Origin of the sequence: Streptococcus suis (assembly GCF_002964575.1) — a bacterium.
GTDB lineage: Bacteria > Bacillota > Bacilli > Lactobacillales > Streptococcaceae > Streptococcus > Streptococcus suis_R.
On record NZ_POQQ01000046.1, the window covers coordinates 71,645 to 87,860 of the forward strand.

The 16,216-nt window shown below is 39.0% G+C and carries 11 protein-coding genes; all 11 read left to right on the plus strand.

Features of this window, described 5'->3' with window-relative positions:
* Positions 1-4: 4 nt before the first annotated feature.
* The 11 genes from C1E58_RS06005 (at position 5) to asnA (ending at position 15,875) form a co-directional block, all read left to right on the plus strand.
* A complete protein-coding gene (locus C1E58_RS06005; RefSeq protein ID WP_105124361.1) occupies positions 5-1,033 on the plus strand; it encodes a hypothetical protein in 1,029 nt (342 codons plus the stop codon).
* 246 nt (positions 1,034-1,279) lie between these two features.
* Complete coding sequence (locus C1E58_RS06010; protein WP_105209720.1) at positions 1,280-1,756, plus strand: VOC family protein; 477 nt, start codon at positions 1,280-1,282, stop codon at positions 1,754-1,756.
* Positions 1,753-2,328 carry a shikimate kinase gene (locus C1E58_RS06015; protein ID WP_105209721.1) on the plus strand — a complete coding sequence of 192 codons (576 nt, stop codon included), beginning with the start codon at positions 1,753-1,755 and terminating at the stop codon, positions 2,326-2,328. Before C1E58_RS06010 ends, C1E58_RS06015 begins: the two co-directional genes overlap by 4 nt.
* Before the next feature lie 114 nt (positions 2,329-2,442).
* Positions 2,443-5,094, plus strand: coding sequence for a valine--tRNA ligase (locus tag C1E58_RS06020; RefSeq protein ID WP_105209722.1), 2,652 nt, complete (start codon positions 2,443-2,445; stop codon positions 5,092-5,094).
* A gap of 86 nt (positions 5,095-5,180) precedes the next feature.
* On the plus strand, positions 5,181-6,431 hold the full coding sequence (locus C1E58_RS06025; protein WP_105209723.1) for a DNA methyltransferase: 1,251 nt from the start codon (positions 5,181-5,183) through the stop codon (positions 6,429-6,431).
* A gap of 20 nt (positions 6,432-6,451) precedes the next feature.
* Positions 6,452-8,896 carry an ATP-binding protein gene (locus C1E58_RS06030; RefSeq protein WP_105209724.1) on the plus strand — a complete coding sequence of 815 codons (2,445 nt, stop codon included), beginning with the start codon at positions 6,452-6,454 and terminating at the stop codon, positions 8,894-8,896.
* A 3-nt stretch (positions 8,897-8,899) separates the two neighbouring features.
* A complete protein-coding gene (locus tag C1E58_RS06035; RefSeq protein WP_105209725.1) occupies positions 8,900-10,819 on the plus strand; it encodes a hypothetical protein in 1,920 nt (639 codons plus the stop codon).
* A gap of 41 nt (positions 10,820-10,860) precedes the next feature.
* Positions 10,861-12,093: a DNA cytosine methyltransferase gene (locus tag C1E58_RS06040; RefSeq protein WP_105209726.1), complete on the plus strand. Its 1,233-nt coding sequence runs from the start codon at positions 10,861-10,863 to the stop codon at positions 12,091-12,093.
* 65 nt (positions 12,094-12,158) lie between these two features.
* Positions 12,159-13,742 carry a hypothetical protein gene (locus tag C1E58_RS06045; RefSeq protein ID WP_105209727.1) on the plus strand — a complete coding sequence of 528 codons (1,584 nt, stop codon included), beginning with the start codon at positions 12,159-12,161 and terminating at the stop codon, positions 13,740-13,742.
* Positions 13,739-14,800 (plus strand): MmcQ/YjbR family DNA-binding protein, encoded by a 1,062-nt coding sequence (locus C1E58_RS06050; protein WP_105209728.1) that lies wholly within the window; start codon positions 13,739-13,741, stop codon positions 14,798-14,800. Before C1E58_RS06045 ends, C1E58_RS06050 begins: the two co-directional genes overlap by 4 nt.
* Positions 14,801-14,882: 82 nt before the next feature.
* On the plus strand, positions 14,883-15,875 hold the full coding sequence (gene asnA / locus C1E58_RS06055) for an aspartate--ammonia ligase (protein WP_105146889.1): 993 nt from the start codon (positions 14,883-14,885) through the stop codon (positions 15,873-15,875).
* Positions 15,876-16,216 lie beyond the last annotated feature (341 nt).

The following is a 16,216-nucleotide window of genomic DNA, read 5'->3' on the forward strand; positions in this document are numbered from 1 at the left end:
TCTAATGGCAAAGAAGAAAAATCGGAAGAAAGTTGTTTCTATTCATTCGAAGAAAAAACTTACTGGACAAGAAATGAATGGTTTATCAACAGATCAACTCTTTTGGGAGGTTGTTTACAGGAAGTATCCACATGAAATCAAGAGTGGTCTTAGAGAGATTTTGAAGTTGAATCCAGAGCATCTAGGTGCTCGATTTGAATTGTACAAGTTTGAATACCCTGAATGGGGATATGAAAATCTCGAAGATATCAATTTATTTGCGGCAGAGGCTATTGAATTGTGGCTCGAGGAAGGTTGCCCAGCCTGGAATAAGGAAGAACCAAGTTACAGTTTAGGAATCGTTTTAAATATCTTATATTTTTATTTTGAAAAAGGTCTGTACGGATTAGCCAATGATTTGTGCGATATTATTATAAGTCATCCCCAAGAAGCCTATCATCGCGACTTTATTTTTATATTATTGAGCGTTAAAAATCAGGTTTTTGACTTTGAATATCTACAGAACCAGTTTGAAAATGAATTAAAGAATGCAACAGTTCAAGATGCGACCGCTATACATTTTTTAATAGCTTCTATGGTTAGGGGCGAATTTGCTGTGGCTAAGTCAGTCTTGCGACTAATTCTTGAACGCTATCCTGAATATTCGTGGATCTTTCAAATTGGTCATTGGCCGACGGTGGCTTTCGAAGAAAATGGTCTATTTGTTATTAGTGAATCAGATACCATGTTTAACTCGCTGGTATTTATGCAGGATTTCCTGGACCGTAGACGGGATTTGGTTAAAAGAGTCAATCAAATGACCAGGGAAATTGAGGAAAATCGTGAGGGAACGATTCAACATTTCTATAAGTTCTACCAACTGCCAGAGCTTGTGCATTTGCAGGAAAAACGAGTTCGAATTTTTTACGAAAATGGTATTCATAAGTTAGAAGATTTTAAAAAATGGACTGAAAAAGAATTACTAGCTTTAGATGGCATTGGAAAAACTAGTGTCGAACACTTAAAAGCTCAAGGAATTCAATTCAAATCTTAGACTTATTTTTCTTGCTTACAGTTCATAATTCTGTTACAATAAAGCTATTCAGAGGTGTTTTGAGCCCCATTTGTCACAGGAAGCGGTGGTACTGAGAAATCCGCACAAATGTCAAAACTGGTTGCTGATGATGTGAATCGAATAAGCAAAGTGCAGATAACTTATCTGAACAAGGGTGGTACCGCGGAATAACTTCGTCCCTGTCTAGCAAGTCTAGGCAGGGATTTTCATTTGGAAAGGAGAACTATGCTACATCATGTTGAAATTTACGTTTCTGACTTGGAAACTTCGCGTGCATTTTACGACTTTCTCCTGACCAAGCTGGGCTACTCGCACTATCAGGAGTGGGAAGGGGGATTTTCTATGGCTCTTTATGACTCCAAGTCGCTAGCGACGAAGGAGAGTTTAGAGCCATTGATGCAGTTTGAGCAAAGCGAAAACAGTAATCCTATGTCAAGACCAGAGCAGTACCTGGTCTTTGTCCAAACGCCACAGGATTTCCTAGAGCCAAGTTATCACCGTTGCCGAACTGGTCTCAATCATCTAGCCTTTCATGCGGGAACACCTGATGATGTTGACCAATGGCGGAAGGAATTTTTGACCAGACGAGTCAAACTTCTCTACGACGACCGCTATCCCCACGCAGGAGGACCAGACCACTACGCCCTCTATTTAGAAGATCCAGATGGGATAAAGATAGAGTTGGTGGGGGAGGGAGTATGAATCTAATTATTATTGGAGCACAAGCTTCTGGCAAGATGACCGTTGGGCAGGAAGTTGCGAAATTGACAGGGATGACCCTCTTTCATAATCACGATTCGATTGATTTTAGCCTACGTTTTATTCCTGAATTTTCTGAGGATATGTTTGACCTCAATACACGTATTACATTTGCTGTTTATGATGTGTTTGCTAGGTCAGGCCGCCCACTAATCGGAACTGCCTTGATTAATTTTAAAAATCTCATAGAGGTTCAATTCCTTACAACTGTTCAGACGATTTTTCATTATCATGGTCAGGAAATTTTATTTGTTGAGTTGGAGACTGCTTTAGAAGAACGTCTACGGCGTAATCGGACAGAAAATCGACTTACCCATAAACCTTTGAAACGACACATTGAAGTTTCAGAGGCTGAGATTCTCTCTACAGCTGATACATGTCAATATACCTCATTAGGCATTCCAGAGGGCATTCAGCATTATCTCAAAATTAATAATACTCATCTTTCTGCCAATGACGTAGCTCAACTAATTATCCAAAAAATGGAGGAACTTGAACAAAAACAAACGAAATAGCCAGCCCAAAGGACTGACTATTTCTAGGAGATTATATGAAAAAGAATTGGGCTATTTCTAGCTTGAGGATAGTATAAACCAATTTTCTTAAAGAATACTAAAGGAGAAAAATTAATGTCAAAAGAATTATCACCAAAATACAATCCAGCCGAGGTTGAGGCTGGTCGTTACCAGACTTGGTTGGACCAAGATGTCTTTAAGCCATCAGGCGATGCGGAGGCTAAGCCTTATTCGATCGTCATTCCGCCGCCAAACGTAACCGGTAAGTTGCACTTGGGACATGCATGGGATACCACCCTTCAAGATATTATCATCCGTCAGAAGCGGATGCAGGGCTTTGACACCCTCTGGCTTCCAGGTATGGACCATGCGGGGATTGCTACACAAGCTAAGGTTGAGGAACGCTTGCGGGAGCAAGGCGTGACCCGTTATGACTTGGGTCGTGAAAAATTCCTCGATAAGGTCTGGGAATGGAAGGATGAGTACGCAGCGACCATTCGTGAGCAATGGGGCAAGTTGGGTCTGTCTTTGGACTACCAACGTGACCGCTTTACGCTGGACGAAGGCTTGTCAAAAGCTGTTCGCAAGGTCTTTGTGGAACTCTACAAAAAAGGCTGGATCTACCGTGGCGAATTTATCATCAACTGGGACCCAGCAGCTCGCACAGCCCTTTCTGACATCGAAGTTATTCACAAGGACGTAGAAGGTGCCTTCTACCACATGAATTATATGTTGGAAGATGGTTCACGTGCCCTCCAAGTTGCGACAACCCGTCCTGAAACCATGTTCGGTGACGTTGCGGTGGCGGTTAACCCAGAAGACCCACGTTACAAGGACTTGATTGGCAAAAATGTTATCCTGCCAATCGTCAACAAGCCTATCCCAATCGTTGCGGATGAACATGCAGATCCTGAATTTGGTACAGGGGTTGTGAAAATCACACCGGCCCACGATCCAAATGACTTCCTTGTCGGTCAACACCACAATCTGCCGCAAGTCAATGTTATGAACGACGACGGTACTATGAACGAGTTGGCAGGCGAATTTGCAGGTATGGACCGTTTTGAAGCCCGTAAGGCAACGGTTGCTAAGTTGCAAGAACTAGGTGCACTTGTTGAAATCGAAAACCGTGTGCATTCCGTTGGTCACTCAGAGCGTACTGGTGTGGTAGTCGAGCCACGCTTGTCAACCCAGTGGTTTGTTAAGATGGACCAGTTGGCGAAGAATGCCATTGCCAACCAAGACACAGCTGATAAGGTAGAATTTTACCCACCACGTTTCAACGATACCTTCCTTCAATGGATGGAAAATGTACACGACTGGGTTATTTCTCGTCAGCTTTGGTGGGGGCATCAGATTCCAGCATGGTATAACGAATCTGGCGAAATGTACGTCGGAGAAGAGGCTCCAGCAGGTGACGGTTGGGTACAGGATGAGGATGTCCTAGATACCTGGTTCAGCTCTGCCCTTTGGCCATTCTCAACCATGGGCTGGCCTGACGAAAATGCAGCGGACTTCCAGCGTTACTTCCCAACTTCAACCTTGGTAACGGGCTACGACATCATCTTCTTCTGGGTGTCACGGATGATTTTCCAATCGCTTGAGTTCACAGGCTGTCAGCCATTCAAGAACGTGCTGATCCACGGTTTGATCCGCGACGAAGAAGGTCGCAAGATGTCCAAGTCGCTTGGAAACGGGATTGACCCAATGGATGTCATCGAGAAATACGGTGCAGACGCTTTGCGTTGGTTCCTGTCAAACGGCTCTGCTCCTGGTCAGGATGTCCGCTTCTCTTATGAGAAGATGGATGCGTCTTGGAACTTCATTAACAAGATTTGGAACATTTCTCGCTATATCCTCATGAACAATGAAGGTTTGACTTTGGATGCGGCGCGTGAGAATGTAGCCAAAGTCGCAGCTGGTGAGGCTGGTAACGTGACGGACCGCTGGATTCTCCACAACCTCAACGAAACCATTGCCAAGGTCACTGAAAACTTTGACAAGTTCGAGTTCGGTGTGGCTGGTCACATCCTCTACAACTTCATCTGGGAAGAGTTCGCCAACTGGTATGTGGAGCTGACCAAGGAAGTTCTTTACAGTGCCAACGAGGCCGAGAAAGTCATGACCCGCTCTGTCCTTCTCTACACGCTGGACCAAATCCTTCGCCTCCTCCACCCTATCATGCCGTTTGTGACAGAAGAAATCTTCGCCCAGTACGCAGAGGGCTCTATCGTGGTGGCAGCTTACCCTGTTGTCAACCCGGCCTTTGAAAATGCGGAAGCACACAAGGGAGTGGAAAGCCTCAAGGATCTGATTCGTTCGGTGCGAAATAGCAGAGCAGAAGTGAATGTTGCTCCTTCTAAGCCGATTACCATTTTGATTAAGACGGCAGATAGCGAGCTTGAAACCTTCTTCAAGGCAAACGAAAACTACATCCGACGCTTTACAAATCCAGAACATCTGGAAATCAGCTCAAGTATCGCTGCACCAGAACTAGCTATGTCAGCCGTTATCACCGGTGCTGAAATCTTCTTGCCACTCGCCGACCTCCTCAACGTCGAAGAAGAGTTGGCTCGTCTAGACAAAGAACTCGCCAAATGGCAAAAAGAACTAGACATGGTCGGCAAAAAACTCAGCAACGAACGCTTCATCGCCAACGCCAAACCAGAAGTCGTTGAAAAAGAAAAAGAAAAACAAGCCGACTACCAAGCTAAGTATGATGCGACACAAGAGCGTATCGCAGAGATGAAAAAACTGGTTAAGTAGGTAGAATACAGTCAAATGCCCAGCCTAAAAAGGCTGGGTTTTGTGGTATAATAGAAATGAGTAAGTTTTTAGATTGGAGTACAATCATGGCATTAATAAATTGGATAGAAGAGAAAGAATTAAATTATTGGGATTTCTCAAAAACTCTTTCAACCGGAATTCATAAAATCAGTGCATATCCCGCAACTATGGTGCCAGATATGCAAAATGAGTTGATTAGATTGATTAAACTTGAAGATAGTAGCATTGAAAATATTTTGGATCCTTTCCATGGGTCAGGTGTGACACTGGTTGAGGGTGAGAAAAATGGTCTAGAACCAATTGGAATAGATATAAACCCTCTAGCTAATCTAATAACAACTGTAAAATTACAAGGTATTAATAAAAACTATATAAAATCAGCAAATAAGAGACTTAAAAAGTTAGTGCAAGACAACAATTTTATGTTTGAACTTCATTCTTTCAATAATATTGAAAAGTGGTATCGTGAGGATTTTATTCATACTTTTAGTAAAATTAGGGCAGCAATTAAACAAGAAAAATATAAATATATTAGACAATACTATTGGGTTTGTCTAATTAATGTATTAAAAAAATATAGCAATACTAGAAGTTCGACATTCAAATTACATGTTAAAGCCCAAGAAGATATTGAATCTATGGTCAACAATATAGAAGAAGATTTTTTCTATAACATAGAAACACATTTTCAGTATTTACCAGAATATTCTAAAACAAAAAAATTAAATATTTTTATAGGAAAATCTGAAGAAGTTCTTTCAATGTTTGATGAATGTACTGTTGATTTAATTTGTACTTCACCACCATATGGGGATAATTCAACTACTGTCACCTACGGTCAATATTCTATGCTTCCTATTTATTGGATTGATAGAAAAGATTTAGGGAATTTCGATGAGAATTTGATAGAGAATTACTCTAGTATTGACACTAATAGTCTTGGTGGCAATTCTAAGAGAAATCGGATGAAAATTGATTCAAAAATTCTTGAAAATTATTTGTCCGTGATAAGTACTGATAAGCATAAGAAGGTAAAAAATTTTATTTCAGATTATTTTGAAGTATTAAATGAGTTAGTAAGGATATTAAGAAAAGAAAAGTATCTAGTATTGACTTTAGGGAATCGACGAGTGGATAATCAAGTTGTACCTCTTTCGGCTATCACTGAAGAATATCTAGAGAAAAATGGATTAAAGCTAGAAACATCAATTACAAGGAATATCCCTCAAAAAAGAATGCCACGAAAAGTTTCAAGAGTTGATAATAGTTCAGTTGAATCTATGAATCAAGAATATGTCCTAATATTTAGAAAGTGAATTATACAAGAGGAGGCAGTATGGAAAAGAGTCTCAAAGAAGTAAATCTGACGATTGATCCGCGAGTGATTAGCCATTTGGGTGAAGCTTTAATTGATAATGAAAAAATTGCTTTACTGGAGTTAATTAAGAATGCATCGGATGCAGATGCAAATACTTGTAATATTGTAATTGATACCTTATTTCAATCTGAGTATGGGCAAGGACGAATCGTTATTGAAGACGATGGGAATGGAATGACACCAACTATAATTGAAAAAGCTTTCCTAAAAATTGCCACATCATTTAAAGCAGAACATCAAAAAATATCTCCTAAATTTAAAAGGCAGGCTCAAGGTAATAAAGGAATAGGACGTCTGTCTTTGAACCAACTTGGCAGATATGTGTCTGTAGATACTAAGGTTGACACCGGACTAACAGAATTTTTTTCAGAAAAAGATATAATTGATGTTTTTGGATATCAAAATCATAGTGAGTTTATAAATGATAATGACTGGTATTACTATCATCTGGATATTGATTGGGAACGATATAATATCGGGAGTGAGTCAGTTGAGGATGTCAAACTTGAGTTGCAAACTAATTTATTTAATGAAACAGTTTTTAGTCATACTAAAAAACATGGAACTAGGATAGAAGTCCTTGGATTAAAAGGAATTGATTTTTGGCAGAGTAACCAAACTCAAAAGGAAATAGAGCAAGATGTATTAGAGTTCTTGAATCCTTTTCTAGAAGAAAAATATAATTTCTATGTCAAAATAAACTTAGACAATAGAGTTTTTACAAGTAATAAATATGATTTATCGGATATTGAGAATAATTTTTTATCGAAAGTTGATTTTGATTACGACTCAGAAACTGAAATATTAAAACTAATTGTAACAAGAAGCAGAAAATATATTGACTATAAGGTAACAAATCTCTTTTCTGAACTTGAAAAATGGGAGTTGGAACAAATTACGGAGATACCTTATAGAGATTACTATGAAGAGTGGTGCAAAAAAGAAATAGAGATAGATTTATCATCTTTTGATGAAGCAAATCGAACAGCACAAAATATTAAATTTGAACAATTTATCACATATGAATTAGATAGTAGTGAAAGTGAAAAAAAAATAACGAAATTTTTCTTACCAGGAAGTTTCAGAGGGAGTATCTATGGTTTTGATTTATCAACTAATAGTCCAGTATCGAAAAATTTCAGGAAAGTTTTAGAAGAAATCAGAGGTGTAAAATTATATCGAAACAATTTTAGAATTTTCCCTTATGGAAACAAAAATAATGACTGGCTAGAAATGTCAGGTTTCAACTTGCGGAATGCACCTGTTATTTATAAGCAACATACTTCGACTGGTTTTATTAATATTGATGGTGAAGAAAATTTAGAACGTTTGAAAGAATTGACAAATAGACAAGGTTTAGTTTTAGACAATTATGGTACAAATTTTCTTTTAATAGTTAGAGAGTTGGTTTATAAAATAATTGCTAAAGATGATAGATACTTTGGTGACTATTTTAACTTTACCAGAAAAACTGTTAAAAATCTAAATTCAGGAGAGATTATTGATATTGCAGGAATTAATTTCCAAAAGAAAATAGATGAGATAGCAGAAGCTGAAAAGAAGGCTGATAGCTTAGCCACCAACTTCGATATGTTAACTGATGCCGAAAAAAAAGCAGAATTAGCATCGATAAAAGAATCAGTAGAGAATGTTAGTAAGACAGTTGCTAATAGGGAACAACAAGTTATTGAATTAGAAAAACATTTTGGCGACTTCGCTCCTATCATGGGAGCAACGATTGTAGCAGAAACCTTGGCACATGAAATTATACGCTTATCAAATACCATAAAATTCTCATCAAGTAAAGCCAGACATGCCGTACTGGGAGGTCATACTGAAGAGGTACTTACGAATCTTTCAAGAATTGACTCAAGCAATAAGTTTTTACTGCGCTATGCTTCTTTACTCGATGTTAATTCTTATTCTAGGAGAAGAAGGTATACTATTGAAAGTGTTCGAGATAAACTAGAAGGAATTTTGAAAGAAAGTCCTTTGTTAACTTATGGGAATACTACGATAGAGTATAAAATTATCGGAAAGGATTTTGATGTAAGGATTATTGAGGAGAGTTTCAAAATCATTGTTGAGAATATGCTGATCAATTCAACTTACTGGTTAGATAAAAATAGGGTGAATTCTCCCCATATTATTTTTGAGCTTGATAATGAACTAGGAAAACTTACAATTTTTGACAATGGTATGGGTGTCGACAAGAGTGTGGAGAATCATCTTTTTGAAGAGTTTGTTACAAATAAGCCAGCTGAAGATGGAAGAGGAATGGGACTTTATATTGTAACTACGCTTTTAAATGAAATTGGAGCAACAATTAAGCTTGATCGGGAAAGAAATCAGTATGATAATTTATTTAAATTTGTAATCACATTCCCAAATGAAGAGGTGTAGGTAATGAGTTTTACTTTGAAAGATTGTGGTATATCTACAATTATTGCAATTGACGATGTTTTTATTGCGGTTAATGAAGAGGATATTTTAGGTGATTATCCTAAGGAAATAATTGAAACAATTGATTGGTTACTTGGTGATGATTTTCAACGTTATAAAGAATATTCAATTTCGAGATATGTAGCTGAAACGGGTGACATTGATTTTCTAAATAAGTTGAACAAAGAAATAAACAATAAGCATGAGCGCTATTCATGGTTAATGTCAGATGGAATTGATTTTAAACCAATTGGTGCTAATGTTGAAGCGATTAAAACAGCGATAAACAATTTAAGTTCAGAAGATAGATCTCGAAAGCATCTAGTTGTTCTTGATAGAAAACTTCAAGGCGATATTGGTGGTGTGGAAAACAATACTATATTCATTGAAATTTTAAAAACTGTTCAATCATTGATAAAAGAAAAAAATCTTTTGCTATTAATTTATACTGACAATGAAAAACCTGAAGAGCTAAAAAGTTTTGAAGGTACTAAAGCCTATCTAAAGAGTAAATTCTATTTGGAAACTAAAGATGCTGAAGAACTTGCATTGCATTTTAATTATGTAAAAAAGACAGAGGGAGGTTCAGTTGATTTTTTAGATAGTGTTCTAAAATCTCAAAAAGCCAACTATATCCAAGAGTATAAAAATATCTTTAATGAATCTTATAGTAAACTGATTGAACGTCTGTGGGAATTGAATAAGAATCAAGCACTCTTTTACTATGATTACATAAATGAAGGTCAGCATGCGGATGAGATTCTATATAACATTTTCTTAACAAAATTCAACCAAGTTTACTCAAAAAAATTTAGCGAGGAAGCTATCTATAATGCTTTAATCAATCCAATAAGACGGACAATGCAGAAAAAAGTATCTGATGTAGTTAGCACTGGATTGAACTATAGGTGGCTGAAAGAATTCGATATTTCACTAAAGTCGGAAGATAAACTTCTTTGGAAACCATCAAGTACAGAGATATCTTTTGGAGATATTATACAAATTGATAATAGAGAGTTTATGGTGCTGAGTCAGGACTGTGATATTGCGATAAGAGAAGACTTTACAAGGAATCTAACGAATTTCCATTTAGTTGAGATCGAGAAAGTAATAGAAGATGTTACACAAGTTAATCTAAGGGAAGGATTAAAAAAACTCAACAAAGATCATTCTAAGTTTATAAAAGATACTCTGAAAAAGAATGGATTTATTGAAAAAGAAGTGCAAGAAGTCATAAATACTCAGAATCCTATAGTTAATATTGAGCGAATTAAAGAGTTAGTGACAGAAAGAAAACTAGACGACAATTTAATTGAACTGTGTGAAAAGTACCAGGAGATAGATAATGAACCTATAATAAATGCATTAAGAAACTATGGGATTGATGCTAGCGTTGTTCAGCTCATTACCGATTTCCAAACTCCGAAAAGTAGATTGACCGAAACTCAGATTGGTGACTTTAAACGTTTTATGGGATATAAGGTGAAAGGAAAACAAATTGTCTATTCAATAAGTTGTTACTGGCTTGATGCATTGCTCATAAAAAAACAAAACTGTGATACAATAGTTTTCTCTAAAGAAAGTTTGCAAAATTCTCATGAGATAAGATATGCAACCAAAAAATATCTAGAAAAAGAACTGGATAATTTATTGAATTGGTTTAAAGAACAATCTGAAAAATCAGTGAATTCGACAGTGAAATTTATATTTAAAGACTTGAAGATAAAATGTCAAGCTAAATTTGAAAATGAAACTCTATTAGGATTTGAATTAAAAGATATAAAACGAAATGGAAGATTAGAACGATTGGAAGCGATGAAGATTTTGCAAGAAGTACAGGCTTATTCAAGTCGAATCCCGGATTCTAGTAGTATGTTGATTTAATTGAATATAATAGATTAGTGAAATAATTTTAAGGAGCTAACATGACAAATTCTGTAAGTTCACGCCAGCAGGGGAAGTTTGCTATTGCAGCGTTCTTCTCTGGTGTTGGTGGAATTGAGTTGGGCTTTGAACAGACCAACGAGTTCAGAGTGGTGTATGCCAACGAGTTTGATAAGTATGCTAGACAGACTTATCAGTTGAATTACCCAGATATTTATCTGGACGGGCGTGATATTCACGCAGTATTGCCAGAGGAAATTCCTTCGGAAACAGTCGATGTGATTGTCGGAGGCTTTCCTTGTCAGGCCTTTAGTATTGCAGGCTACCGCAAGGGCTTTGAAGATGACCGTGGAGACCTTTTCTTTGAGTTGCTTCGCATGATTGAAGCCAAGAAACCCAAGGCGATTTTTGTTGAGAATGTGAAGAACATGGTTTCTCATGACCACGGGAATACCTTCAAGGTTATCCGAGAAGCCTTGACCGAGAACAACTACTTTATCAAGTGGAAGGTGTTGAACGGCAAGGATTACGGCAATATCCCGCAAAACCGTGAGCGGATCTACATTGTTGGTTTTGATAACAAGGAAGCCTACGATAAATTCGAATTTCCAGAGGAAATCAAGTTGACCACAGGGCTTCAAGATGTCATTGATTTCGGGGCAAAACCAGAGGAGAATTACTATTATCGCCAAGGGAAACAGCCCTTCTTTGAAGAGTTGAAACAGGCTGTTACCAGTCAAGATACGGTTTACCAGTGGAGACGCCAGTACGTAAGGGAAAATAAAAATGGTGTCGTACCAACCCTGACAGCTAACATGGGAACAGGTGGGCACAATGTCCCCCTCATCTTGACTGATACTGGAGAAATTCGTAAGCTGACGCCAAAAGAAACCTTTAACGTTCAAGGCTATCCAAAGACCTTCAAAATTCCAGAAGGCGTGTCCAATGGACAACTCTATAAACAGGCTGGCAACAGCGTTGTCGTACCAGTTATTAAGCGAATTGCGGATAAGATTGCCGAGGCAATGAAAACTTCCTCTGGTCCATCACAGTTGGAGCGAACAGGAAATGTCGCTATCATCTATACCAAGATGAATGGTCAGTTTGAAGGGCAGTCTTATGTAAAAGACTTCGTTGCGACCTATGATGAAGCGATGGCTAAGTTAGACAGTTATAATGATGGTTTAGGAATTTTATCGGACGAAGACTATTTACGCTTGGTCAAAAAAGGTGGAAACTTAGAATTTTATAGTATCGCCATTACGAATAATTAAATAGGGGGCTAGTGCAAACTAGTCTTCTTTTGCTATACTATAATTAGAAAAAAGAGGTAGAGTCTATGTGGGAAAAATTGAAAGCAGAGCAGAAAGAAAAGTATCGAACATTGATTACTAACTTTGCGAGTTTGAGCGAGGCTTTTTCGCAGAAGTCAGAATCGGATGAAGAAAATGAAACTTTTAATTACGTGGCTCCGATTATTAACTCCAAATTCCAAGAAACAGTCTTTCAGAGAGCTTTTCATGCAGTTGGTGAGGATATTGCCAACACTTCTTTTGACGCCTCGGTTATGGTAGACAGTCAGCACAAATACCTAGTCGGTATCAAGTCTTTTGGCATTCAGTCAGGTGATCAAAAAGTTGCCCAGTTCAAGAAAGATTCGCAGGGCTGGACAGAAATTTTACAAGAAATCAAGTTTAATGCTATGATTGCTCATGATAAAGCAACCGCGAATAAACATAATCAGGAACTTTACTTGAAATTGGCGAGGGAGATTTCCCAACTTCGTAACCAGCGGATTGAATCTTCTAAGGCTCAAATTCGTGGTTTTGCATCGGATTCAACGGTGGAGTCTGTTTACCATGTTTTAATGCCAACGGCAAAGGGGGCCAAGCCACAAATCTATGTAGGAGAAACCAGTTATCTCCCGATTGATGTGGAGAATTTACAAATCAAGGGTGCAACAAGTCTAAAAACTCCTACAAATTTTGCTTTTACAGACGGTCAGCACGATTACAAATACACTGCAGCAGATAGCCAGCTTCACATGACCTTCCATAACAAAGAGATAATTGTAGATACATGGGATGTGGACTATGTGGAAGATCCATTTTATATTTTTGAAAATCTGCATACTTTGTCAGCGGACGAGAAAGAAGAGCAAATTCTCGATACAGTTTCATGGGTTATCACAGATAAAAACGGTCAGGTGGAAGAAAATTCAGGCTTCAACGCTTTCAATGGTGGTGCTAAACTAGCCAAAAAAGATAGGTTGGCACGTATTCAGAAAATCCAAGAGGAATTTGCTAGTCAACTCACTTCTGAAGAGTTGGCGTTTGTGACTTATTCCTTGGAAGAAATTTTGTTAAAAAAGTGGACTAGTAAAGAAGAAAAAGCTGAGATGAAGAAAATTCGCTCGGACTTGATGAATTATGCTAATGAATCGGGAGTTGAAAAGCTATCTGAAAAACTGGAGAAATTGGTTTACCGTCCTGTTAGTGAAGTTTACATTCCACTTCCGGATTCTAAAAAGTTTCATGATGCTCGACCAGACTTTTTCGGTCACAATGTTGGGACATTTGATGAAACTGGCAAGAAATTGGCACTGGCAAAAGAAGAACGAACTTTCACGCTTCGTTTTCTATCATCAGGCGATGCTATAGAAGCCTATATTAATCAGGAATCAGGTAAGGCTATTCAGTCGGTTGACAAACAAGATATTCTGGGAGAGTGGCTATTGAGAGGTGTTTTTCAATTGGCTGAGCGAGAAGTATTGACAGGTAAGAAATTAGAATCTCTGGAAATAAACGGTATTCGATTAACCAAATTTAGAAATGGTGAAATCGGTATCGAATTTATCTGGATTGATACGGAAAATCCACCAGCAGATGCGATTGGCTGGGTTAGTAGAAAAGGTAAAAAATGACAAATGTAAATAGCAAATTAAAGGTCCACCTCCCCTCCCTCATCCCTTTCGGTTTCATCCTCTCCGATAATCGTTACACCTACCGTGAGGTGTTCATGGAGGGGCAGTTTGAGGCGGTGGTGGTGGTTGATGAGGCAGGTCAGCTGTCGTCCTTTGTCTGGGATTGTGAGATGGAGGAGGTCTATACCGCCCATCTGGTGACTGCGCCAGCTGGGGCTTTTGTGGGGCAGGTGAGAGAAAGCTATCAGTCCATTTTGGCTCGGGTAGAGGAGGCTTGTTGTATCGCTCTGCCATTTTCCAAAGACCAAAGCAACCGCCTAGCCCAGCTCATCAAGGTCAAGTGGGGGGACCTACCTGATTATCCCTTTGCCAAGTCAACAGAGACGGGAACTTTTCGTCATCCTGCCAATAGTAAGTGGTACGCTTTGGTGACTCAGGTCAAGCGGGGACAGCTGGATGGGAGCTCTGACCAAGAGCAGGTGGAAATCGTCAATCTAAAGGTTGACGGTCGGGAAATAGCAGAGCTGCTGAGCCAGTCGGGCATCTATCCTGCTTACCACATGTCAAAGAAGGCCTGGGTGTCAGTCTTGCTGGATGAGACTGTGGAGGACCAGATGATTTTAGCCCTCCTTGAGAAGAGCCGTTATCTGGTAGGACCGAAATCCTACAAGGCGGAGCAAGGACCGGATTACTGGGTTATTCCAGCCAATCCAAAGGTCTATGATATTGATACCGAGTTTGCGGAAAATAAGGTAGTCTATTGGCCGCAAAAATCAACCATTCAAGCTGGGGACATCGTAGCCATCTACGTGACGGCACCTGTACAGGCCATTCGTTATGTTTGTCGTGTCTTAGGAGCGAATTTAGAAAATCTCGGGGAATCAGACATTCCAACAGAAAAGAAACTCATGCAGGTGGAATTGCTCGCTCAGTTTTCCGATGATGTTTTGCCGAGAGCGCGCATGATGGACCTGGGTGTCAGGGCGGTGCGTGGGCCAAGACGCTTAACTGAGGAGGTGATTCGCTACCTGACATCAAAAGTTAAGATTTTTTATTAAATTATCAGAATTTTTAATAAAAAGACTTTACAAGTAGGTAAAAAAGAGTATAATAGTTGTATCAATTTAAAGGAGGTAAGGTATGAAGAAAAGCTTCATTCATCAGCAAGAGGAGATTTCTTTCGTCAAAAATACATTCACCCAGTATTTGAAAGATAAGCTAGAAATCGTAGAAGTGCAAGGACCAATCTTGAGTCGTGTCGGGGATGGTATGCAGGATAATTTGTCCGGTGTGGAGAATGCGGTTACTGTTAATGTGAAGTTGATTCCAGATGCGACCTATGAAGTGGTTCACTCACTTGCAAAATGGAAGCGCCATACCTTGGCTCGATTCGGTTTTAATGAGGGAGAAGGGCTCTTTGTTCACATGAAGGCTCTTCGTCCAGATGAGGATTCCTTGGATCCTATTCACTCAGTATACGTGGATCAATGGGACTGGGAAAAGGTTATTCCTGATGGTCGTCGGAATTTAGCTTACTTGAAAGAAACAGTGGAGCAGATTTACAAGGCTATCCGTTTGACAGAGCTTGCTGTTGAAGCACGCTACGATATCGAGTCTGTCTTACCGAAGAAGATCACCTTTATCCATACAGAAGACTTGGTGAAAAACTTCCCAGACTTGACACCAAAAGAGCGTGAAAATGTGGTAGCAAAGGAATATGGTGCGGTCTTCTTGATTGGTATTGGTGGAGAGTTGGCAGATGGTAAGCCGCATGACGGTCGTGCACCGGACTATGATGACTGGACCAGTCCATCAGAACCAGGTTACAAAGGACTCAATGGAGATATCTTGGTTTGGAACGAAGCACTTGGTTCAGCCTTTGAGTTGTCCTCAATGGGGATTCGTGTGGATGAAGAAGCGCTTAAGCGCCAAGTTGCTATTACTGGTGATGAAGATCGTTTGGAATTTGATTGGCATCGTGCCCTTTTGAATGGTCTCTTCCCGCTTTCAATCGGTGGCGGTATCGGTCAATCCCGTTTGGCTATGTTCTTGCTTCGTAAGAAACATATCGGCGAAGTTCAATCTAGCGTTTGGCCACAAGAAGTGCGCGATAATTTTGAAAACATTTTGTAAGAGAGAATAAAAGGTGAGTCTGTGCAAGATATTCATGATGGATTCGCCTTCACCATTGAATAATGAAAACGAGCATATAGCCCTCACCAGGTGTATAACCTTAGTGGGGGCTTTGTGATTTACGAGCTAATGATGTTAGTAATTGTAGGGAAAACTAATCCTTGGAAAGGTAACACTTTTCTGTACAAAATTTATAAAGTATTTTTGTTATACGATTGCTATTATAGACAATATGTAAAGACCCCCAGTTGAGAATTCGTGGATTTACCTGTACACTAGAATAAAAAACAATCAACTTCTAGCAGGAATTACCACACTCAATTGGAGGTCTTATATGTTTC